This is a genomic window from Allobosea sp. P4_C6 (assembly GCF_056402015.1).
The window spans coordinates 54,152-75,070 of the sequence record NZ_JBFUIF010000013.1 but is presented as its reverse complement, the minus strand read 5'-3'; the positions used below and the strand labels follow the sequence as shown (position 1 = coordinate 75,070).

At 66.3% G+C, this 20,919-nt stretch carries 17 protein-coding genes; 12 read left to right on the top strand and 5 right to left on the bottom strand.

The window, feature by feature from the left end; translation table 11 throughout:
• Nucleotides 1-247: 247 nt before the first annotated feature.
• Nucleotides 248-2,788 carry a cyclic nucleotide-binding domain-containing protein gene (locus tag AC1DVA_RS12010; protein WP_476806045.1) on the top strand — a complete coding sequence of 847 codons (2,541 nt, stop codon included), beginning with the start codon at nt 248-250 and terminating at the stop codon, nt 2,786-2,788.
• Nucleotides 2,781-3,632 carry an MBL fold metallo-hydrolase gene (locus tag AC1DVA_RS12005; RefSeq protein WP_265050309.1) on the top strand — a complete coding sequence of 284 codons (852 nt, stop codon included), beginning with the start codon at nt 2,781-2,783 and terminating at the stop codon, nt 3,630-3,632. The genes AC1DVA_RS12010 and AC1DVA_RS12005 overlap by 8 nt, the downstream gene beginning before the upstream one ends.
• A 54-nt stretch (nt 3,633-3,686) precedes the next feature.
• Here the strand turns inward: AC1DVA_RS12005 and AC1DVA_RS12000 are convergent, their stop codons facing one another.
• The 3 genes from AC1DVA_RS12000 to AC1DVA_RS11990 form a co-directional block, all read right to left on the bottom strand.
• On the bottom strand, nt 3,687-4,742 hold the full coding sequence (locus AC1DVA_RS12000) for a sugar phosphate isomerase/epimerase family protein (protein WP_476806026.1): 1,056 nt from the start codon (nt 4,740-4,742) through the stop codon (nt 3,687-3,689).
• Between the two features lie 136 nt (nt 4,743-4,878).
• The gene (locus AC1DVA_RS11995) at nt 4,879-6,027 is read right to left on the bottom strand and encodes an acyl-CoA dehydrogenase family protein (protein ID WP_265050307.1); all 1,149 of its coding nucleotides are present in this window, start codon (nt 6,025-6,027) and stop codon (nt 4,879-4,881) included.
• Between the two features lie 15 nt (nt 6,028-6,042).
• A complete protein-coding gene (locus tag AC1DVA_RS11990) occupies nt 6,043-7,206 on the bottom strand; it encodes a dihydrodipicolinate synthase family protein (RefSeq protein ID WP_476806025.1) in 1,164 nt (387 codons plus the stop codon).
• A gap of 165 nt (nt 7,207-7,371) precedes the next feature.
• On the opposite strand from AC1DVA_RS11990, the gene AC1DVA_RS11985 reads away from it, so the two are divergent.
• The 10 genes from AC1DVA_RS11985 (at nt 7,372) to AC1DVA_RS11940 (ending at nt 16,237) form a co-directional block, all read left to right on the top strand.
• A complete protein-coding gene (locus AC1DVA_RS11985; protein WP_265050305.1) occupies nt 7,372-8,424 on the top strand; it encodes a LacI family DNA-binding transcriptional regulator in 1,053 nt (350 codons plus the stop codon).
• Between the two features lie 24 nt (nt 8,425-8,448).
• Nucleotides 8,449-10,041: an acyl CoA:acetate/3-ketoacid CoA transferase gene (locus AC1DVA_RS11980; RefSeq protein WP_265050304.1), complete on the top strand. Its 1,593-nt coding sequence runs from the start codon at nt 8,449-8,451 to the stop codon at nt 10,039-10,041.
• Nucleotides 10,038-10,811, top strand: a complete 774-nt coding sequence (locus tag AC1DVA_RS11975) for an enoyl-CoA hydratase/isomerase family protein (RefSeq protein ID WP_265050303.1) — start codon at nt 10,038-10,040, stop codon at nt 10,809-10,811. Before AC1DVA_RS11980 ends, AC1DVA_RS11975 begins: the two co-directional genes overlap by 4 nt.
• 1 nt (nt 10,812) lies before the next feature.
• On the top strand, nt 10,813-11,574 hold the full coding sequence (locus AC1DVA_RS11970) for a 3-ketoacyl-ACP reductase (RefSeq protein WP_265050302.1): 762 nt from the start codon (nt 10,813-10,815) through the stop codon (nt 11,572-11,574).
• Between the two features lie 112 nt (nt 11,575-11,686).
• On the top strand, nt 11,687-12,355 hold the full coding sequence (locus AC1DVA_RS11965; RefSeq protein ID WP_265050301.1) for an amino acid ABC transporter permease: 669 nt from the start codon (nt 11,687-11,689) through the stop codon (nt 12,353-12,355).
• A gap of 7 nt (nt 12,356-12,362) precedes the next feature.
• Nucleotides 12,363-13,013 (top strand): amino acid ABC transporter permease, encoded by a 651-nt coding sequence (locus tag AC1DVA_RS11960; RefSeq protein WP_265050300.1) that lies wholly within the window; start codon nt 12,363-12,365, stop codon nt 13,011-13,013.
• A gap of 55 nt (nt 13,014-13,068) precedes the next feature.
• On the top strand, nt 13,069-13,884 hold the full coding sequence (locus tag AC1DVA_RS11955; RefSeq protein WP_265050299.1) for a transporter substrate-binding domain-containing protein: 816 nt from the start codon (nt 13,069-13,071) through the stop codon (nt 13,882-13,884).
• Between the two features lie 82 nt (nt 13,885-13,966).
• Nucleotides 13,967-14,749, top strand: a complete 783-nt coding sequence (locus AC1DVA_RS11950; RefSeq protein ID WP_320109513.1) for an amino acid ABC transporter ATP-binding protein — start codon at nt 13,967-13,969, stop codon at nt 14,747-14,749.
• 8 nt (nt 14,750-14,757) lie between these two features.
• A complete protein-coding gene (locus AC1DVA_RS11945; RefSeq protein ID WP_265050298.1) occupies nt 14,758-15,939 on the top strand; it encodes an AGE family epimerase/isomerase in 1,182 nt (393 codons plus the stop codon).
• Complete coding sequence (locus tag AC1DVA_RS11940) at nt 15,920-16,237, top strand: DUF6522 family protein (RefSeq protein ID WP_265050297.1); 318 nt, start codon at nt 15,920-15,922, stop codon at nt 16,235-16,237. Before AC1DVA_RS11945 ends, AC1DVA_RS11940 begins: the two co-directional genes overlap by 20 nt.
• A gap of 18 nt (nt 16,238-16,255) precedes the next feature.
• Here AC1DVA_RS11940 and AC1DVA_RS11935 read toward each other — a convergent pair whose 3' ends face one another.
• Nucleotides 16,256-19,264, bottom strand: a complete 3,009-nt coding sequence (locus AC1DVA_RS11935) for an aminotransferase class III-fold pyridoxal phosphate-dependent enzyme (RefSeq protein ID WP_476806024.1) — start codon at nt 19,262-19,264, stop codon at nt 16,256-16,258.
• Between the two features lie 201 nt (nt 19,265-19,465).
• Nucleotides 19,466-20,878: an argininosuccinate lyase gene (gene argH / locus AC1DVA_RS11930; RefSeq protein ID WP_476806023.1), complete on the bottom strand. Its 1,413-nt coding sequence runs from the start codon at nt 20,876-20,878 to the stop codon at nt 19,466-19,468.
• Between the last annotated feature and the right edge of the window lie 41 nt (nt 20,879-20,919).

Sequence of the window (20,919 nt, the reverse complement as noted above, 5' to 3'; positions counted from 1 at the left end):
TCTCGTTTTGATATTCATCAATGGGTATTTCAAATACGTCATCAATATGAGGAAAGGGGCGCTTGGCGAAAGGCTGTTGCAGCGCCTGCGTTTCGGCCTGTTCTCATCCCTGCTTTCGTCGACGCCGGAACAACGGCAGCGTTTGAAGCCGGCCGAGGCGGCCTCCATCATCAAGGACGAAGTCGAACCGATCGGCGGTTTCGTCGGCGACGCCTTCGTCCAGCCCGTCTTCCTGGGCGGGCAGGCGATGACCGCGCTCGTCTTCATCCTGGTGCAGAATACGCTGCTCGGCATTGTCGCCATCTTGATGATTTCATCGCAGATGCTGGTCATTCCGCGATTGCGGCGAGAGCAGATCCGGCTCGGCAAGCAGCGCCAGATCGCCTCCCGCGCCCTGGCCGGGAAGATCGGCGAGGTGGTCGAGACTCTGGACGAGGTTTCGAACCATGGCACCGCCGCGCTGGAACGCGGGCTGGTCGCACAAAGGCTCGAAGCTCTGTTCGGTATTCGCTACCGGCTTTACGGGCGGAAATTCGCGGTCAAGGCCCTCAACAACCTCATGGCTCAGATAACACCGTTCCTGTTCTACACGATCGGCGGCTACGCGGCCCTGACCGGAAGTCTCGGGATCGGCCAACTCGTGGCGGTGATCGCCGCCTATCGTGATCTGCCACCGCCCGTGAAGGATCTCATCGACTGGGACCAGCAGAGGCTGGATGCCGAAGCCAAGTTTCAACAGGTCACGGAACAGTTCGCTCTCGCCACTCCCTCGGTTCAGGCTGGAATTCAGGCGGCAGAGCCCGTCTTCGACCAGCTTCCGGAAACGGGCATGATCGCTGCGCAAGGGCTCACGGCCATCAGCGCGACGGGAGATCGCATGCTCGACCGGATCTCCCTCGCTTTGCCGCTGAAGCAACACATCATGCTGTCGGGAACGGGCGAAGGTGCCGGTTGCCTTGCCCGTATTCTCGGCGGACGGCTCACTCCGAGCGATGGGTCGCTCAAGATCGGCGATGCCTCGATAGACGCGATCTCGCAAGAGGCACGCGGTCGCTGCATCGCCTATGCGGGCGCCGAGCCAGCGATCTTCGACGGAACGCTGCGCGACAACATCGTCTACGGCCTGCGCGGCCCGGGCTCTCAGGCCGACCCCGATGTCGACCGGATGAGCGGTGGCGCGGCTTCGACGCCGACCGACGAAGAGGCCTTGGAGACGCACCTGGCCGCGGTATTGCGCATCGTCGGCCTTTCCGACGCCGTGTTCCGCCATGGCCTTGCGAGCAAGTCCGTGGCTGATGAAGTCACTTCACTGATTGCCAGTTTGCCGGCGATCAGGGCGCATATCCGCGGGGCTTTGGCCGCCCGAGGCGCTGGGGATGCCGTCGAGCCCTATGATCCGGCTCGGTACATCCGCACGGCCACGATCGGAGAGAACATCCTCTTCGGCGTTCCGAACAAGACGGCGATCAGCGGGGCGAAGCTGGCTGAATACGATCTCGCCCGGGACGTGCTCGAGGCGCTCGCGTTGACCGACGATCTGACGATGATCGGCCAGCGCATCGCCGCGACCATGCTCGAAATCTTCTCGGATCTGACGCCTGATCACCTCCTGTTCGAAAGCTTTTCCTTCATCGCGGCCGAGGAGTTCCCCGCCTATCGCGAGCGTCTTGCGCGGGCGGATGCCGGACAGATGGGCGAAGCCGACCGGACCAGCTTCGTGGGGTTGTCGTTGCTCTATGTCGAGCCGGAACACCGGCTGGGTCTTCTCGACGAGGAGATGGAGGGACGCATCCTGCTGGCGCGTCAGGCCTTCCGCGCACGCATTTCGCAGGACGGTGCAGGGATCATCGACTTCTACGACTCCAATGAATGGGGAGCCGTATCGATCCGGGAGAACCTTATCTTCGGCCGCGTCACCCAGGCCAGCGCCGGCACGCGCGAGCGCGTCGACGAGGCCATTCGCGATGCCCTGGCCGATCTCGGACTGGATCGCGAGGTGTATCGGATCGGTCTGGCGCAGCCCGCGGGCTATGCTGGCCGTCTGCTTTTTCCGGCGGTCAAGACCCAGGTCGCGCTGGCGCGCTGCCTGATCAAACGCCCATCACTGCTGATCCTGGACAACGCCTTGAGCAGCTTGAGCCCGACCGAGGGCAAAGCCATCCTGAGACGCCTTCGCGAGGCCATGAAGGGCCGCACCCTGATCGTCGTCGCACGCGAGTATGATGGCGAGGTGCCGATGGACATTTCCGTGGTCTTCGACGGCGCCAGATTGCGCCCGGTTCCCGGCACGCAACCTGCAGCCGCCGCGCTCCCGGCCGAAGGCGAGAGCGGCGAGCGCGATGATGTCCGCGCGTTGAGAGCCGTCCCGATCTTCGCCAATCTCGATCTCGCGCGCATCAAGCTGCTGGCCTTCACCAGCGAGCGAACCGTTTTCGCCGCGGGCGATCCGCTGTTCGAGCAGGGCGCCGAATCCAACTCGGCCTATGTCGTGATAGCCGGCACAGCGGACGTCCTGATCGGGCCTCCGGAAAAGCCGGTTCGCGTCTCCCATATCGAAGCACCTGCGATCGTCGGCGAAATGGGCGTCGTCACCGGCGAGGTGCGATCGGCGACCATCCGTGCTACCAGCGAGCTGACGGCATTGAAGCTTCGCAAAGAGGTGTTCGTCGCTTTGCTGGAAGAATTCCCGGACATGACGTTGTCCGTCATGCGGTTGATGGTCAAACGGCTCCAGGACAACGTCGCGATCGTCTCCAGGCGCGACCCCGATGGTTCGGAACGTGACTGAAACAGTGGGGCTGCTCGACTGCGGCTTCGGCATCCGCTTCTGGGGTACGCGCGGATCGATGCCGGTCTCCGGCCGCTGTTATGAGCGCTTCGGCGGCGATACGACGTGCTTCGAGATCAAAATCGCCGGGAGCCGGATCATCGTCGATGCTGGTTCCGGATTGCGCCGGCTCGGGCAGGCCATGGCCGCCATTGAGGAGGGCGATGCGACGCTTCTTCTCAGCCATTTGCATCTCGACCACGTCATAGGTCTGGCTGCGTTCGCGCCGCTCTGGCGCATGCGGGGCGAGATCGCGATGCATGTGCCGGCTTGCATGGCAGCCGATCCCGGTGCGCAGCTATCGACGCTGTTTGCCGAGCCGTTCTTCCCCGTCGGCTTGACGCAGGCTCCCGGCAAGCCTCGCTTCTCGTGCTTTGCGCCGGGTGACGAACTCGGCTTTTCGGGACTTGAAATCGCGACGATCGCGCTGCGGCATGATCCCTGCGCAGCTGGCTTCCGGTTTCGCGATGGCGGCCGGACGCTGGTGATCCTGACCGACCACGAGCATGCAGCCGGCGATCCGGAACCCGATCTCATCGCCTTCTGCCGCGGTGCCGACCTCATCGTCTACGACGCGATGTGGGACGAAGCGATCGACTACGAACCTCACCGCGGCTGGGGACACTCGACCTGGCAAGCGGGGCTGCGTCTGCTGGCGTGCGCCGGCGCGAAGCGCCTTGCCTGCGTGCATCATTCGCCGGACCTGCCCGATCCGGAGCTCGAGCTGCGCGAGGCCAATCTGCGGCGCTGCCATCCGGACAGTTTCTTTGCCCGGCAGGACGACGTCGTCGTGCTGACAGCCTGACGTTTCCGCATGCTCAAGGCGCGGCCTGCGCGAGGCCGCGTTTCCCGAACGTCGTCAGCCTATCCCCAGCAGCGCACGATTGGCGGCAAGGTCGATGCCGCTGGCGGCGAAATCATCGAAGGCCCGCGCGGCGACATTGATCAGGTGGCTGGCAATGAAGGGCGCTCCTTCCGCTGCTCCCTGCTCGGAATCCTTGATGCAGCATTCCCATTCGAGCACGGCCCAGCCGTCGAAATCATGCTGCGTCAGCTTCGAGAAGATCGCCCCGAAATCGATCTGGCCGTCGCCGAGGGAACGGAACCGCCCGGCACGCTGCGCCCAAGGCTGAAAGCCGGAATAGACGCCCTGCCGGCCGCTCGGATTGAACTCGGCGTCCTTCACATGGAACATGCGAATGCGCTGGTGATAGATGTCGATGAAGGACAGGTAGTCGAGCTGCTGCAGCAGGAAATGGCTGGGGTCGTAGAGGATGTTGCAGCGCGGATGGTTGCCGACCTGCTCCAGGAACATCTCGAAGGTGATGCCGTCGTGCAAATCCTCGCCCGGATGCAGCTCGTAGCAGAGGTCGACGCCGGCCTCGTCGAAAGCATCGAGGATCGGGCGCCAGCGTTTGCCCAGCTCTTCGAAAGCAGTCTCGACAAGCCCGGCCGGCCGCTGCGGCCAGGGGTAGATGAAGGGCCAGGCCAGCGCGCCGGAGAATGTCGCATGGGCTGAAAGCCCGAGTTTCCGGGAGGCCTTTGCGGCCAGCCGCAATTGCTGCGCCGCCCATTCCTGCCGGGCCTTCGGATTGCCGCGCACCTGCGGGGCGGCGAAGCCGTCGAAGGCGAGATCGTAGGCCGGATGGACCGCGACGAGCTGGCCCTGGAGATGGGTGGAGAGTTCGGTCAGCGCGACGCCGGCCTCGCTGAGAATGCCTTGCACCTCATCGCAATAGGTCTTGCTCTCGGCCGCGCGCGCGAGGTCGAACAGCCGTGCATCCCAGCTCGGAATCTGGACTCCCTTGTAGCCATGCCCCGCGGCCCAGCGGGCGATACTCGCCAGGCTGTCGAACGGCGCTGCGTCGCCGGCGAACTGGGCGAGGAAGATCGCCGGTCCCTTGATCGTCTTCATCCCCTGATCCTCCCGAATGATCTCGGCGAATCCCGCTGCAACGGGATTCGCTTTTCGGTAGCGGACCGCGATTGGCGGCGAATGTCGAGCGCCACGCGCCGAGGCGGCAAGGGAGGGGCGCGGGCAGGCCTCCGCGCTATTGCGCGGCCTTGATCAGTTCCTTCGCGATGATGGTGCGCTGAATCTGGTTGGTGCCCTCGTAGATCTGGGTGATCTTGGCGTCGCGGTAGAGCCGCTCCACCTCGAAACCGCGGATATAGCCGGAGCCGCCGAAGATCTGGACGGCGTTGGCGGTCTGCGCCACCGCCATGTCGCTGGCGAAGCATTTCGCCATCGAGGAGGCGGAGGTCGCGGGTTTGCCGTGATCGATCAGGAGCGCGGCGCGCTCGGTCAAGGCGCGGGCGGCGGCGATGTCCTTGGCCATATCCGCCAGCATCCATTGCAGGCCCTGATTGTCGAGGATCGGCTTGCCGAACTGGCGCCGGTCGCGGGCATAGCCGAGGGCGGCCTTGAGCCCGGCCTGCGCGATGCCGGTGGCGAGCGCGGCGATGCCCACGCGGCCCTTCTCCAATACGCTCATCATGATGTGGAAGCCGCGCCCCTTAGGGCCGAGCATGGCCTCGCGCGGGACGGTGACGCCGTCGAAATTGAGCCCGCCGACCTGGCTGGCGCGCTGGCCCATCTTGTGCTCCTTCGGCCCGCGCGAGACGCCGGGCGCATGGAGGTCGACCAGGAAGATGCTCATGCCGCGATGGCCGGCGGTGGGGTCGGTCGAGGCCAGCACGAAGCCGAGATCGGCGACCGGCGCGTTGTGGATCCAGAGCTTGCTGCCGTCGATGACGTAGCCATCCGCCGTCTCGCGCGCGGTGGTGCGGACGTTGGATAGGTCGGAGCCGGCCTCGGCCTCGGTCAGGCAATAGGCGATGCGGGTCCTGGCGGCGATGATGTCAGGCAGGCGCCTGAGCTGTTCGGGCGTGCCGTAGCGGGTGAGCAGCGTGCCGATCAATTCGACGACGCCGCATTGATCGGCGATCGAGGCATAGCCGCGCGACAATTCCTCCATCACGATCGCATAGGCGAAGGTGTCGAGCCCGGCGCCGCCATACTCCTCCGGCACGGTGATGCCGAACAGGCCGAGCTCGCCCATTCGGGCGTAGATCTCAGCGGGAAAGGTCTCGTCGCGGTCGAGATCGGCGGCGACGGGTTTGACGACCTCTTCGGCAAAGCGCCGGGCGGTCTCGCGGATCTGGTCGTAGATCTCGATGTCGAGCAGGGGGGCATGCATGGTGCGTTCCTTCCCTCAGGCGACGCCGTTGAGGGCACATAGATGCGCCATGCGGCGGGCCGCCAGATCCGGATCGACGAAGAGCCGGGACCGATCGGCGAGGCGGAAGAGATCGGCATAGTGCAGGATGCCGCGCGCGGATTCGGCGCCGCCGACCATGCGGAAATGGCTCTGGAAGCTGTTGAGCCAGGCAAGGAAGACGACACCGCATTTGTAATGCTGCGTCGGCGCCTCGAAGAGCTTGCGCGAGAGCGCGACTGTGGGATCGAGGATGGCGTGGAAGCCGGCCCGGTCGCCCGCCTCCAGCTTCGCGAAGGCCGCGGCGGCGGCCGGGGCGATCGGGTCGAAGATGCCGAGCAGCCCGTGCGAGAAGCCCTGCGCGTCGCCTGCGATCAGCTCGGCATAGTTGAAGTCGTCGCCGGTATACATGACGACGCCCTCGGGCAGGAGGCGCCGCATCTCGATCTCCTTGCCGGCATCGAGCAGCGAGATCTTGATGCCGTCGATCTTTGCGGCGTGCTCGCGGATCAGGGTCAGCACCGTGTCCATGGCGGGGTGGAAATCACGGCTGCCCCAATAGCCGGCGAGCGCGGGATCGAACATCTCGCCGAGCCAGTGCAGGATCACCTTGCCGCGGCACTGGCGGATCAGCCGGCCGTAGACGGAGAGGTAGTCGTCCGGGCTTTTCGCGACGCGGCAGAGCGCGCGGCTCGCCATCAGGATGATCCTGCCGCCATGCTTCTCGACATGGCCGATCTGCTCCTCATAGGCGCGGATGACCTCGTCGAGGCTACGCGCGGCCTGCGGATCGAGCTGGTCGGTGCCGGCGCCGCAGGCGAGATCGGCGCCGGGCGTCGTCTTGGCCTCGGCGAGAACGCGGGAAATCAGTTCGGCGGCATTCGGCCAATCCAGCCCCATGCCGCGCTGCGAGGTGTCCATAGCCTCGGCGATCTTGAAGCCGAGACCCCAGAGGTGGTGGCGGAAGGCGAGCGTCGCGTCCCAATCCACGGCCGGGATGCGCCAGGGCTCCTGCAGCTTCAGCGGGTCGGCGACGACATGGGCGGCGGCGTAGACGGTGCGGACGCCATTGGCTGGAGCGGTGCGGGGATAAGGGGAGGGCGGCGCCAGCCGGTAGCGCTCGCTGCTGCCGTCCGCGCGGGGCAGGGTAATCTCGGCCATCGCTTCCTCCGGTGTAATTTATTGGAACGTTCCAGTTCAAGAACGCCTTTCCAGCCTTATACAAGGGCATAAAATCATTTGAAAGAGGGATATTGCATTGTTTTCGTAAGACTGATAATGGAACGTTCCATAAGAAAAAACACAAGATGCTTCAGGGATGAAACGATGTCGCAGCCGAAAGGCAGCAAGGGGAAGGTGACGATCATCGAGATCGCGGACGCCGCAGGCGTCTCGAAATCGACGGTCTCCCTCGTCCTCACCGGGCGCGGCAGCGTCAAGCCCGAGACGCGCCGGCAGGTCCAGCAGGCCATGGACCGGCTGGGCTATGTCTATAATCGCGGTGCCGCCAACCTGCGCAACGCGCAATCCCGCATCGTCGGCCTCGTCCTCAACGATCTCTCAAACCCGTTCTTCGCCGAATTCGCGATCGGCGTGGAGAAAGTCCTGCAGATGGCAGGCTATGTCGCCTTCATGGCCAACACCGCCGAGAGCGTGGTGCGGCAGGACCAGGTGATGCGCATGATGCGCGAGCATGGTGCCGGCGGCATCATCCTCTGCCCCGCGCTCGATACCCGCCCCGAGCATCTCGACTGGGCCCAGGCCGCCGATACGGCGTTGCTGGTGGCGATCCGCCGCCTGCCGGGCGCGCAGGCGGGCTTGGTCGTGCCGGAGAACGTGGCGGGCGGCAGCCGGATCACACGCCATCTGATCAATCTCGGCCATGAGCGCGTCGCCTATCTCGGCGGCATGAACTCGATGGTCGTCCGGCAGGAGCGGCATCGGGGCTTCCTCACCGCAATGGAGGCCGCCGGCCACGCGGTCGATCCGGGACTTAATCTCGAAAGCATGCCGACGCGCGACGGCGGCTTCAGCGCGATGGGCTCCGTGCTTTCGCTCAGCGACCGGCCGACGGCGGTGGTCTGCTACAACGACGTCGTCGCCATCGGCGCGATGCTGGCCGCGGCGCGGCACGGGCTCGTCGTCGGCCGCGACATCGCGATCGTCGGCTTCGACGACACCAGCGAGGCGCGCCATGTCTCGCCGGCGTTGACCACCATCGCCATCGATGCCGTCGGGCTCGGCGAGCGCGCCGCCGCGATGCTGCTGAAACAGATCGCCGATCCCGCTGCGGAGCCGGAAACCTTCATCGGCTCCGCCAATCTCGTCATCCGCGAATCCTGTGGCGCCTATCAGCGCGCGCTGGCCGCCGCCGGCTGAAACGTTCACCCAGAGACAAAAACCATGGCCTTTCCCCGCATCCTCTCCGCCGACGAAGCCGCTGCCCTGATCCCGGACGAGGCGATCGTCACCGTCTCGTCCTCTTCGGGTCTCGGCTGCCCCGACGCTGTGCTGGCGGCGATCGGCCGGCGCTTCGACGCTTCGGGCCATCCACGCAACCTGACGACGCTGCATCCGATCGCGGCCGGCGACATGTGGGGCGTCAAGGGCATCGACCATCTGGCCAAGCCCGGCCTGCTGGCGCGGATCATGGGTGGGTCCTACCCGTCCGGCCCGTCCTCGGCCGAGCCGCCTGCGATCTGGAAGATGGTCACCGGCGATGAGATCCCCGCCTACAACATCCCGAGCGGCATCCTCTTCGACATGCATCGCGAGGCCGCGGCAAAGCGGCCGGGCGTGCTGACCAAGATCGGCATGGACACCTTCGTCGACCCCAAGCACCAGGGCTGCGCCATGAATGCGCGGGCCGCGGCGGAGCCGATCGTTACCCGCGTGGAGTTCGATGGCGATGACTGGCTCTATTTCCGCAGCATCGTGCCGAAGATCGCGATCATCCGCGCTACCACGGCCGATGAGCGCGGCAACCTTTCCTACGAGCATGAGGGCGGCCTGCTCGGCCCGCTCGATCAGGCGCTGGCGGTGCGCAACAATGGCGGCATCGTCATCGCGCAGGTGAAGCGCGTGGTCGAGGCCGGCAGCCTCAACACGCAAGCGGTCTTCGTGCCCGGCATCCTCGTCGATGCGATCGTCGTCGCGCCCGACCAGATGCAGACGACGCAGACCGTCTATGACCCGGCGATCTCCGGCGAGGTGCGGCGGCCGCTATCGAGCTTCGAGACGCCGGCCTTCGACGTCGCCAAGGTGATCGCGCGGCGCGTGGCGAAGGAGCTGCGTTACGGCGACGCGGTCAATATCGGCTTCGGCATCTCGGCCAATGTCCCGCGCATCCTGATCGAGGAGGGCCAGCACGGCGCCGTCACCTGGGTGATCGAGCAGGGTGCGGTCGGCGGCGTGCCGCTGCTCGAGTTCCAGTTCGGCTGTGCCTCCAATGCCGAGGCGATCGTGCCCTCGCCCTATCAGTTCACCTATTTCCAGGGGGCGGGCTTCGACATGTCGCTGCTCTCCTTCCTGCAGATCGACAAGCAGGGCTGCGTCAACGTCTCCAAGCTCGGCGTCAGGCCGCATGTCACGGCCGGCGCCGGCGGCTTCATCGATATCACCGCGCGGGCCAAGCGCATCGTCTTCTCCGGCTATTTCAGCGCCGCGGCAAAGCTCGCCATCGCGGATGGCAAGCTCGTCATCGAGACGGAGGGCAAGGTGAAGAAGCTGGTCGATGCGGTCGAGCACATCTCCTTCTCGGGGCCGCGCGCCGTCGCCCAGGGGCAGGACGTGACCTACATCACCGAGCGCTGCGTGATGAAGCTGACGCCGGAAGGTATCGTCGTCACCGAGATCGCGCCCGGCGTCGATCTGGAGCGCGATATCCTCGCCCAAAGCGAGTTCCCGCTGCTGGTGCCGCAAACGCCGAAGCTGATGGACGCGGCCTTGTTCGATGAAGCCCTGATCGGCCTCGAAGTCCCGGCGAGGGCGGCATGAGCGACCCGGTCCGCCTCGACATCGCCTCCGGCATCGCGACGATCACACTCGCGCGGCCGGAAAAGCTCAACGCGCTCGACGACGTCATGGTCGGTTTGCTCGGCCGCTTCGCCGATGCCATCGACGCCGATCGCTCGGTCCGTGCCGTCATCTTGACGGCCGAAGGCAAGGCCTTCTGCGCCGGCGGCGACATTGTCGCCTGGGGCGGATTGTCCCCGCTGGAGATGGGGCAGGGCTGGGTGCGCGCCGGCCACCGCGTCTTCGACAAGCTGGCGCGGATGAAGCCGCCGGTCATCGCCGCGATGAACGGCCATGCGCTGGGCGGCGGGCTCGAACTCGCCGTCACCGCCGATATCCGCATCTGCGAGGTTCAGGCCAAGATCGGCCTGCCCGAAACCGGGCTCGGCATGATCCCGGGCTGGTCCGGCACGCAGCGTCTGGTGAAGCGGCTGGGCGGACAGGTTGCGAGGAGGCTGGCTCTGACCGGCGAAATCGTCACGGCCGAGACGGCGCTCACACTCGGAATCGTCGATCAGGTCGTCGAGAAGGGCGGAGCGCTCGCGGCTGCGCAGGCCATGGCCGAGCGCATCAGCCAGCGCGGGCCGGTGGCGAACCTCGTCGTCAAGCAGCTCATCAACGCTGCCGAGAACGAGGATAGCGCCGCGATCATGGAGACGCTGGCGAGTTCGCTCGTCTCATATACCGAAGACGTCAAGGAAGGCGTCGCCGCCTTCCAGGAAAAGCGCACGCCGCTCTATCGGGGGGAATGAGATGACGCGTCCCGTCGCCCTGATCACCGGCGCAAGGCGCGGCATCGGCCGCGCCATCGGCGTCGCACTCGCCAAGGTCGGCCATGACATCGCCTTCACCGACATCGCCGAGGACGAGGCCGTCGCCGAGGCGTCGAAGCTTTTCGAAGAGGCCGGAGCCGCGGCGCGGTTCTTCAGGCATGACGTCGCCGCGGTCGAGAGCCATGCCGCCCTCGTCGCGGATGTGAAAGCCGCCTTCGGCCGGCTCGATCTCTTCGTCTCGAATGCCGGCATCGGCGCGCCGGTGCGCGGCGACATGCTGGAGATGACGCCGGACAGCTTCGACGTCGTCATGGACGTCAATCTGCGCGGCGCAGCTTTCCTCAGCCAGGAGGTCGCAAAGGCGATGCTCGCGGGCAAGGCGGAGCGGCCGGCAATGGTCTTCGTCACCTCGGCCAGCACGGAGCTGGTCTCGATCGACCGGGCGCAGTACTGCGTCTCGAAGCTCGGCCTCTCGATGTGGGCGAAGGCGCTCGCCGTCAGGCTCGCGCCGGAGGGCATCCCGGTCTTCGAGGTGCGGCCGGGCGTGATCCGAACCGACATGACCGCGAAGGTCGCAGCGAAATACGATGCGCGCATAGCCGAGGGGTTGATCCCGGCCGGGCGCTGGGGCGAGGGCGAGGATGTCGCCGCCGTCGTCGCCGCCCTGAGCAGCGGGCAATTCGCCTATGCGACAGGGACGGTGATAAACGCCGATGGCGGCTTGCTGATTCCGCGATTGTAGGGATTCTGCGGCACGGCCGAGAGAAGCCGGTGCCCGAGCCGGCCGGGAGGATTGGGATGAGGATGGCGCATGAAGGCATTCCTGCTTTCGCCGCCCCCTATGGGCGGTCCGCATGAGCTATGAGTTCGATTTCGCCGACGTCTTCGCGGCGTGGCCCGAGCTGCTGCAGGGTCTGTTCAATTCGCTCGTGCTGTCGGCGGTGGCGATGGCGATCGGCATGGTGGTCTCGATCGCGGGTGCGCTCGGCAAGACCTCCGGGCCGAAATGGCTGCGCTGGATCATCGACGAATATATCGAGCTGATCCGCAACACGCCGTTCCTGATCCAGATCTTCATGATCTATTTCGGCCTGCCGTCGATGGGCCTGAAGATGTCCTCGAACACGGCGGCACTGCTGGCGCTGGTCGTCAACGTCGGCGCCTACGGCATCGAGATCATCCGCGCCGGCATCGAGAGCATCCAGAAGGGGCAGATCGAGGCGGGCAAGTCGCTCGGCATGCGGCCGCTGCAGATCTTCCGCTATATCATCCTGAAGCCGGCGATCCAGGCGATCTATCCCTCGCTCACCAGCCAGTTCATCCTGCTGATGCTGAACACCAGTGTCTGCTCGGCGATCGCGGCCAGCGAGCTGACGGCGGTGGCGGGCGACATCCAGTCGCGCACCTTCCGCAGCTTCGAGGTCTATTTCGTCGTCACATGCATGTATCTCGGCCTGTCCGTCTTCTTCTGGACAGCGTTCGCCGGGATCGAGCGCGCCTTCCTGCGCAAGCCAACCCGCTGAGGCCCCGATGCGCGTACTCGGACAAGCCGACATCATCTACATCCTCATGGCGGTGCGCTGGACGCTGCTGTTGTCCTTCGTCGCCTTCCTCGGCGGGGCGCTGGGCGGCCTGCTGGTGGCGCTCGCCCGGACCGGCGAATTCAAATGGCTGCGGATCGCCTCGGCCGGCTACATCAAGGTCTTCCAGGGCACGCCGCTGCTGATGCAGCTCTTCCTCGCCTTCTTCGTGCCGGGGCTGTTCGGCTGGTCGGTCGATCCCTGGACGGCGGCGGCGCTGGGCCTGTCGCTCCATGCCAGCGCCTTCCTCGGCGAGATCTGGCGTGGCGCGATCGAGGTGGTGCCGCGCGGGCAATGGGAGGCGGCGACTTCGCTCGGCCTGCCCTATGCGCCGAAGATGGCGCTGATCATAGCCCCCCAGGCGGTCCGGATCGCGATTCCGCCGACGATCGGCTTCCTGGTGCAGCTGATCAAGGGCACGTCGCTCGCCTCGATCATCGGCTTCGTCGAGCTGACGCGTGCGGCGCAGATCATCAACAACGCCACCTTCCGGCCCTTCACGATCTTCGCGCTCGTCGCGCTGGTCTACTACATCATCTGCCGGCCGCTCTCGGCCTACAGCAAGAGAATGGAGCAAAAGCTCCTCGTCGCCGCGCGCTGAGCCTGCTCGGAACGCGTTGATGCAATACCAGCCTACCCTCAGAGGAGAACGTCCCATGTCCCTGTTTAAATCGATTTGCCGTCGCGGCTTCGGCGCGTTGGTCTTCGCCGGCCTCGCCGCTGCCTCGCTTGCCCCGGCTCACGCCGCCACGCCCGAAGAGATCAAGGCGCGCGGCAAGCTGATGGTCGGCGTTCTCACCGACTATCCGCCCTTCGGCGGCACGGACGCCCAGCAGCAGCCTGCCGGCTACGACGCCGATGTCGCAGCGCTGCTCGCCAAGTCGCTCGGCGTGAAGCTCGAGCTCGTGCCGGTGACCGGCCCGAACCGCATCCCCTATCTGCTGACCAACAAGGTCGACGTGCTGATCGCCACCTTCGGCATCACCGCCGAGCGCCAGAAGCAGGTGCTGTTCTCTAACCCCTACAGCACGCTGACGATCTATGTGCTCGCGCCCAAGAGCGTGAACGTCAAGACGCCGGAAGACCTGAAGCAGGTCACGATCAGCGTCGCCCGCGCCTCGACGCAGGACACCGCGATCAGCGCCGTCGCCCCGCAGGGCACGCCGCTGAAGCGCTATGACGACGATGCGACCGCGCTGCAGGCGCTGATCTCCGGCCAGGTCCAGGCGATGGGCGCGAGCAACACCATCCTCGCCCAGCTCCTCAAGGACTATCCGCAGCTCAACATCGAGCCGAAGATCACGCTTCGCGAGCAGGCGAACGGCATGGCCTTCCGCAAGTCGGATACGGCGCTCGCCGAGTACTCCAACAAGTTCATCGCCGAGATCGAGGGCAATGGCGAGCTCTCGAAGATCAACCAGAAGTGGTTCGGCATTCCGCTGACCAAGCTGCCGGCGATGCCGCAGTTCTGATCCTGCAAGACATGCGCCCGGCCCCGGCCGGGCGCATCCCAAGGGCTTTCGAGAGCCTGCCATCCAGAACGGTTTTTGCCCGATGTCCGCGACCGCCCCTTCCGCCGACCATGAGATCGGCGACGTGATGATCGAGATGCGCAAGGTCGACAAGTTCTATGGCGACTTCCACGTTCTGCGCGATATCGACCTGACCGTGTCGCGTGGCGAACGCATCGTCGTCTGCGGCCCCTCCGGCTCCGGCAAATCGACGCTGATCCGCTGCCTCAACCAGCTCGAAGAGCACCAGAAGGGCGAGATCGTCATCGACGGCACGACCGTCCATGCCAAGCTCAAGGGCATCGAAGATATCCGCCGCGAGATCGGCATGGTGTTCCAGAGCTTCAACCTGTTTCCGCATCTGACGGCGCTGGAAAACTGCACGCTCGCGCCGATGAAGGTGCGCGGCATTGCCAAGGCGGAGGCCGAGGCGAACGCCCGCAAGATCCTGGAACGCGTCCATATCCCCGAGCAGGCGCACAAATACCCGGTCCAGCTCTCGGGCGGGCAGCAGCAGCGCGTCGCGATCGCGCGTTCGCTCTGTATGAACCCGAAGATCATGCTGTTCGACGAGCCGACCTCGGCGCTCGATCCCGAAATGGTCAGTGAAGTGCTCGACACCATGGTGGAGCTCGCGGAGAGCGGCATGACCATGATCTGCGTCACCCATGAGATGGGCTTCGCCCGCAAGGTGGCCGACCGGGTGATCTTCATGGATGCCGGCGAGATCGTCGAGGTCGCGCCGCCCGAGCAGTTCTTCTCGGCGCCGCAGAGCGAGCGGACCCGCAAGTTCCTCGGCCAGATTCTGCACGCGCAGGCGCATTGAGCCAGCCCATGCGCGATCTGTCGCCTGCCGGCCTGCAGCGCTGGACCCATGGAACGCTGATTCCGGCCTGGATCGAACGTTCGGTTGATCGCAAGGCCGGCGGCTTCATCGAGGAGTTCACGCCGGACGGACAACCCGTTGCGGCACCGGATCGCAGCGCGCTGACGACGGCGCGGCTGGTCTACACCTTCAGCCATGCTGCCCGGCTGAGCGGAGACAAAGCGGCGCTGGAGGCCGCGCAGCACGGCTTCGCGCTCTTGCTGAAGGCGCATGAGGCCAATGGTTACGTGCCGAAACGTTTCCGGCCCGACGGAGCCGTAAGCGTACCGCGCCGCGATCTGTACGATCTCGCCTTCGTGTTCTTCGCCTGCGCGCATTATCACCGGGCCACCGGAGACGCGGCTGCGCTGCGCCTCGCCGGGGCGACGATGGACCTGATCGAAAGCGAGCTCGCCGCTCCGCTCGGCGGCTATGCGGAGGATGATCTCGGCGCGCTGCCGCGCCGCCAGAACCCGCATATGCACTTGCTCGAAGCCTTCCACGCCCTGGCGGAAGCGACGGGCAATCAGCGCTGGTTCGACGCGGCCAACGGCATCGTCCAGCTCGCGGCCGAGCGCTTCATCGACAGTAATGGCACGCTCGGCGAGTTCTTCGGCACGGACTGGCAGCCCGTCGCGGGCGATCCGGGGCGGCTGCGCGAGCCCGGTCACCAATTCGAATGGGTCTGGCTGCTGCATCATCACCATCGGCTGACCGGCTGGGAGAAGGCGCCCGCGCTCGCGGAAGGGCTTTATCGTTTCGGGCTCGCGCAGGGCCTCGATCGCGACCCCGCCTATCCGCCGCTGGTGCTGGATGGTGTGGGCCCCGAGGGTAGGATCGTCGCGCCGACGAAGCTGCTCTGGCCGCAGACGGAATTCATCAAGGCGCTCGGTGCCCGCGTCGAATTCGTTGCGGACGAGGACGCTGCGGCGAGCCTGCCGCGCCATGTCGAGCTGATGTTCCGCCACTTCATCGATCTGCGGACCGGGCTCTGGCACAACCAGCTCGACCGTGCCGGCCAGCCGTTGCCGGTATCGCTGCCGAGCCGCGTCCTCTACCATCTCTTCCTGTGTCTGGCCGAGACGCTGCGGGTCATGCCGCCGCATCCGGCTTCGCATGGGGAAGTCGGCGATGGAGCAACAGCGAACTGACCCGGCCGGTTTTCCGGTCGTCCGCGATGCCAGCGGCGCCTTCGTGATCGATGCGGAGCGGATCGCTGCCCGCTTCGGCTGGTCGTCCGCGGAATGGCTGGGCATGCAGCGCCGCGGCCTCGTGACCAGCCGTGTCGAGCGCGGCGAGGCCGAGGATCACGGCCGTTGGCGGCTCTCCGTGCATTGCGGCAACCGCCGCTGGTTCGCCATCGTCTCTGAGGACGGCGCCGTGATCGAGGAAAAGCTCGACTTCCTGCCGCCCCCGCCGCATCGCGGCCGCAGCCTCCGGGAGGGCTGAGACCGGCGGCTGTGTCTCTTAGCGCGCGGCCTCGACCTCGCGCAGGCAGATATTCAGCCGGTCGAGGATCATGTCGACATCATCGGCTTCGACCGTCAGCGGCGGGCGGATCTTGAGGATGTTGTCGGCCGGGCCCTCGCGCCCTACCAGGATGCGCATGTCGCGCAGGCGGTTCATGACATGGGCGGCCGCATCGGTTGCGGGCTCCAGCGTCTCGCGATCCGTGACCAGCTCCAATCCGAGGAAGAGGCCGATGCCGCGGACGTCGCCGACGCAAGGGTACTGCTCGGCGAGCTCGCGCATGCCGGCGAGCAGCTTGTCGCCCATCGCCTTGGCATTGGCCGAGAGCCCGTCATCCTCGACGATATCGAGGACTTCCGAGGCGATACGGCAGGAGAGGTTCGAGCCGCCGAAGGTCGAGAAATACTCCGGCCCCTCGGCGAAGCGCTCGGCGATGGCGCGGGTAGTGATCACCGCGCCGATCGGGTGGCCGTTGCCGAGCGGCTTGCCGAGCACGACGATGTCCGGCCGCACGGCCTGCTGCTCGAAGCCGAAATAATAGTCGCCGAGGCGGCCAAGCCCGGTCTGGACCTCGTCGGCGATGCAGATGCCGCCGGCGGCGCGGATGCGCTCGTAGACCGCGGCGAGATAGCCGGGCGGCGGGATGATCTGGCCGCCGACGCTCGGGAAGGTCTCGGCGATGAAGCCGGCGACCTTGCCCCCGCGCTCCGCGATGGCCTTGAGCGCGCCGTCGACCTGCTGCGCATAGTGCAGCGCCCGGCTGGGATCGTCGCGGCGGAAGCGGCCGCGATAGTCGTCGGCGACGTCGACGAGCTGTACCCAGGGCTTGCGGCCGCCCATATTCGGTTTGTTGAACTTGTAGGCGGAGATGTCGATCGCGCCGGTGGTGTTGCCGTGATAGCCGTGATCGGGCGTGACGATGTCGTAGCCGCCGCTGGCGGCGCGGGCGAGGCGCAGCGCGAGCTCGTTGGCCTCCGAGCCGGAATTGACGAAGAAGCAGATTTCCAACTCCCCAGGCAGCTTCGCGGTGAGGCGCTCGGCCAGCGCCATCGGCGCGGGATGCAGATAACGCGTGTTGGAGTTCATCCGCGCGAGCTGGTCCATCGCCACCTTGCGGATGCGCGGATGGGCATGCCCGACATGCGGCACGTTGTTGTAGGCGTCGAGATAGGGCCGGCCCATCGCGTCGAAGAGATGGTGGCGCCAGCCGCGCAGGAAGGTGATCGGCCTGCTGTAGCTGAGCTTGAGGTTGGCGCCGAAGCGGGCCCTGCGCTCGGCGAGCAGTGCGGCCTCGTCGATTGCGCGGTAGGCGACGACTTCGTCGGGCAGGTTGAGCAGTGCGGCGGGGTTCGGGCAGATCGCCTGCCACAGCGCCCAATCGTCGGGATCGGCGACGCCCGGCCAGTCATGGCCCATGCCGTCGAGCGTCAGCGCGAGCTGGAAATGCAGATGCGGCTCCCAGCCGCCATTCTCCTCGGCCGGGCCGAGTGTGGCGAAGGCCTCGCCCGCCGCGATCTGCTGGCCTTGCTTCAGCTTCGCGGCGCCATCGGCGGCGAGGTGGCCGTAGAGCGTGTGGAAGACGTCGCCCTCGGGCGTGCGATGCTCGAGGATGACGACGCCGCCATAGTCGAGATGGCCTTTGCGGTTCTCGGCCAGCGCGACGCGGCCGGCGAGCGGTGCGCGGACCGGTTCGCCGGCCGGCGCGAAGACATCGATGGCCATATGGATGGTGCGGCGGTTCGAAGCGAGCCAGCGACCCTTGCGGAAGGCCTTGTCGGTATAGACCAGCCGCGGCTCGCCATATTGGCCGAGCCACCATTCGGAGGCGATGCCGATGGCCGCCCCGAGGTTCCGGGCCTCGTCAGCACGCATGCTGAACGGGTTCTGCGGAACCGTGGCCTCGGCGACGGCGAGCGAGCCGACCGCCAGGCCGTCGAGCGCGCGGCCGAGCACAGGCGCGAAGCTGCCGCGCTGTCCGGCGATCCAGCTTGCGATGCGGCCGGCTGCGTCGGTGACCGGCAGGCCGCAGGCATTGCGCAGGCGAGCACCCATCAACTCGCCGTCGATGGCCGGATTCTCCAGCAGCCGCCAGGCCGGCGCCTGCGAGATCGTGACATAGGGATCGTCCGGGCGGCCCCTGGCCTCGATCGTCGAATTGACGACGCTGACGGCCAGCCGCATCCGGACGAGCGGCCAGATCAGCCCGATCTCCTCGGCGCTCAGGGCTGAGACGGAGTGATAGCCGGCGACGAAGGCGGCGAGCGCCGCTTCCGGTGTTTCGTGGTCGAGGATGGCATAGGCGGCGGCGATGGCGATCTCGCAGACGCGCGGGCCGGTGGTCATGTCGCCGAAATCGATCAGGCCGCTGATGCGCGTGGGCTCGCCGAGGCGTGGCTGGACGAGGATGTTGAAGTCGTTGAGGTCGTTGTGGAGGGTCTGCCGAGGCAACTGGTCGAGAGCAGGCTGCAAGGCCTCGTAGGCGGCGACGATCGCCGCGACGAGCGCGCGACGTGGGCCTTCGAGCACATCGAGATGCGGCTTGATCCAGCCCGCCTGGGTCAGGTCCCATTTCGCCGCATCGGGCGAAGCCGTGACCTTGAAATCGCGCAAGGCGAGATCGAGCCGCGCGGTCAGCGCGCCGAACTCGGAGAGGACGGCGGGCGGCTGCGGCCCGGCTTCGCCCATCGGGATACCCTCGAAGGCGCGCTGGACCCAGACCATGCGCTGGCGGCCCTCAGTGTCCGCGACGTTCTGCCAGAAGCGTTTGCCTTCGGCCGGCAGGAGCCGTGGCAGCGGCAGCGTCGGATCGGCGGCGAGCGCGTGGCTGATCGCTGCGCATTGCTGGTCGACGAGCGCGGGCTCGCCGCTGGGACGCATCGCCTTGACGATCACGTCACCCTGCGCGGTCCGGCCACGGAAGTTGAGATCGTATTCGCCACCGAGCTGTCGGAGAGCGCCGACGACACCGAAATCATTCGCGATGTCGCGCAACCAGTCATGCTTCATCTCAAATCTCCCAGCCGTCCCCCTTGACGAGCCCATTGGCCTGCCGGGGGATGCGTCGAACCGTTCACGTCGGCCTGACCGACGTCGCGTTATCAGCGAAAGGACCGGCGACGATATCCTCCGCGAGGAGGATTGCTTCTGCCATTGCGGCCGCGATTTTCTTCAGTCAAGGCGGCGGCGCGACCGCGTCTTCGATCGTGCTCACCGATCGTCGTCCGTCAGCCAGCGCTGCTTCGCTCGCTCGATCGCTTCGCGCACGGTATCCGGCGCGGTGCCGCCATAGCTGCGGCGGCTGCGGACCGAATGCTCCGGCGCCAGCACCTCAAAGACCGCGGCGCTGATGCGCGGATCGACCGAGCGCATGGCGTCGAGGTCGAGCGCCTGCAGGGTGCAGCCCTTGGCTTCGGCGAGCGCTACGATACGGGCGGTGACGTGATGGGCATCGCGGAAGGGCATGCCGACCTCCCGCACAAGCCAGTCGGCGAGGTCGGTCGCGGTCGGGAAACCGCGATCGAGGAAGGCGCGCATGTTCTCGGGCCGCACCGTCAGGTCGCGGACCATGCCGATGGTCGCGCCGACGCAGAGCTCGACGGTTTCGAGTGCATCGAACATCGGCTCCTTGTCCTCCTGCATGTCCTTCATGAAGGTCATCGGCAGGCCTTTCACCGTCATCAGTAGGGCGGTGAGCGAGCCGACGACGCGGCCCGTCTTGCCGCGCACCAGCTCGGCGGCATCGGGGTTGCGCTTCTGCGGCATAATCGAGGAGCCGGTAGTGAAGGCGTCCGACAGCGCAATGAAGCGGAAGCCGTCGCTGCACCAGAGCGTGATCTCCTCGGCGATGCGCGAGAGATGGACGGCCAGCATCGAGCAGCAGAACAGCAATTCGCAGATGTGGTCGCGCGAGCCGACCGAATCCATCGAGTTCTCGGTCGGCCGGGCGAAGCCGAGCTCAGCCGCCGTGAACTGCCGGTCGATCGGGAAGGCGGTTCCTGCCAGCGCGGCGGCGCCGAGCGGGGAGACGTTGGTGCGTTCGCGCGCGCCGGCTAGCCGCTCGCGATCACGGCCGAACATCTCGACATAGGCCATCAAATGGTGGCCGAAGGTCACGGGCTGAGCGACCTGCATGTGGGTAAAGCCGGGCATGATCGTCTCGGCATGCTCGCTCGCCCGCTCGATCAGCGCGCGCTGAAGCTCCTGGACCGCACCGTCGAGCCCGTCGATAGCGTCGCGCATCCAGAGACGGACATCGGTGACGGCCTGGTCGTTGCGGCTGCGCGCGGTGTGCAGGCGCCCGGCCGGCTCGCCGATGATCTCCTTGAGGCGTGCCTCCACATTCATGTGGATGTCCTCCAGGTCGATGCTGAATTTCAGCTCGCCGCGGTCGATCTCGCCGCGGATCTGGTCGAGCCCGGCCTGGATGCGCTCGTTGTCGGCGCTCGCGATGATGCCTTGGCGGGCCAGCATCGCGGCATGGGTTTTGGATGCGGCGATGTCCTGCCGGTAGAGCCGGTAGTCGAAGCCGATCGAGGGGTTGATCCGCCGCATCACCTCGGCCGGGGCGGAGGTGAAGCGCCCGCCCCACATCTTGTTGGCGCCGGGGGTCTGGTCGGACATGATGAGGCTCTCCGGGAGCAGCTGTGACGAGGCCATGCAGG

Bases quoted from the DNA above. Each gene is read 5' to 3' on its own strand.
- AC1DVA_RS12010 (WP_476806045.1), top strand. From the start codon at position 248: ATGACCGCGCTCGTCTTCATCCTGGTGCAGAATACGCTGCTCGGCATT.
- AC1DVA_RS12000 (WP_476806026.1), bottom strand. From the start codon at position 4,742: ATGAAGACGATCAAGGGACCGGCGATCTTCCTCGCCCAGTTCGCCGGC.
- AC1DVA_RS11995 (WP_265050307.1), bottom strand. From the start codon at position 6,027: ATGCATGCCCCCCTGCTCGACATCGAGATCTACGACCAGATCCGCGAG.
- AC1DVA_RS11990 (WP_476806025.1), bottom strand. From the start codon at position 7,206: ATGGCCGAGATTACCCTGCCCCGCGCGGACGGCAGCAGCGAGCGCTAC.
- AC1DVA_RS11985 (WP_265050305.1), top strand. From the start codon at position 7,372: ATGTCGCAGCCGAAAGGCAGCAAGGGGAAGGTGACGATCATCGAGATC.
- AC1DVA_RS11980 (WP_265050304.1), top strand. From the start codon at position 8,449: ATGGCCTTTCCCCGCATCCTCTCCGCCGACGAAGCCGCTGCCCTGATC.
- AC1DVA_RS11975 (WP_265050303.1), top strand. From the start codon at position 10,038: ATGAGCGACCCGGTCCGCCTCGACATCGCCTCCGGCATCGCGACGATC.
- AC1DVA_RS11970 (WP_265050302.1), top strand. From the start codon at position 10,813: ATGACGCGTCCCGTCGCCCTGATCACCGGCGCAAGGCGCGGCATCGGC.
- AC1DVA_RS11965 (WP_265050301.1), top strand. From the start codon at position 11,687: ATGAGCTATGAGTTCGATTTCGCCGACGTCTTCGCGGCGTGGCCCGAG.
- AC1DVA_RS11960 (WP_265050300.1), top strand. From the start codon at position 12,363: ATGCGCGTACTCGGACAAGCCGACATCATCTACATCCTCATGGCGGTG.
- AC1DVA_RS11955 (WP_265050299.1), top strand. From the start codon at position 13,069: ATGTCCCTGTTTAAATCGATTTGCCGTCGCGGCTTCGGCGCGTTGGTC.
- AC1DVA_RS11950 (WP_320109513.1), top strand. From the start codon at position 13,967: ATGTCCGCGACCGCCCCTTCCGCCGACCATGAGATCGGCGACGTGATG.
- AC1DVA_RS11945 (WP_265050298.1), top strand. From the start codon at position 14,758: ATGCGCGATCTGTCGCCTGCCGGCCTGCAGCGCTGGACCCATGGAACG.
- AC1DVA_RS11940 (WP_265050297.1), top strand. From the start codon at position 15,920: ATGGAGCAACAGCGAACTGACCCGGCCGGTTTTCCGGTCGTCCGCGAT.
- AC1DVA_RS11935 (WP_476806024.1), bottom strand. From the start codon at position 19,264: ATGAAGCATGACTGGTTGCGCGACATCGCGAATGATTTCGGTGTCGTC.
- argH (WP_476806023.1), bottom strand. From the start codon at position 20,878: ATGTCCGACCAGACCCCCGGCGCCAACAAGATGTGGGGCGGGCGCTTC.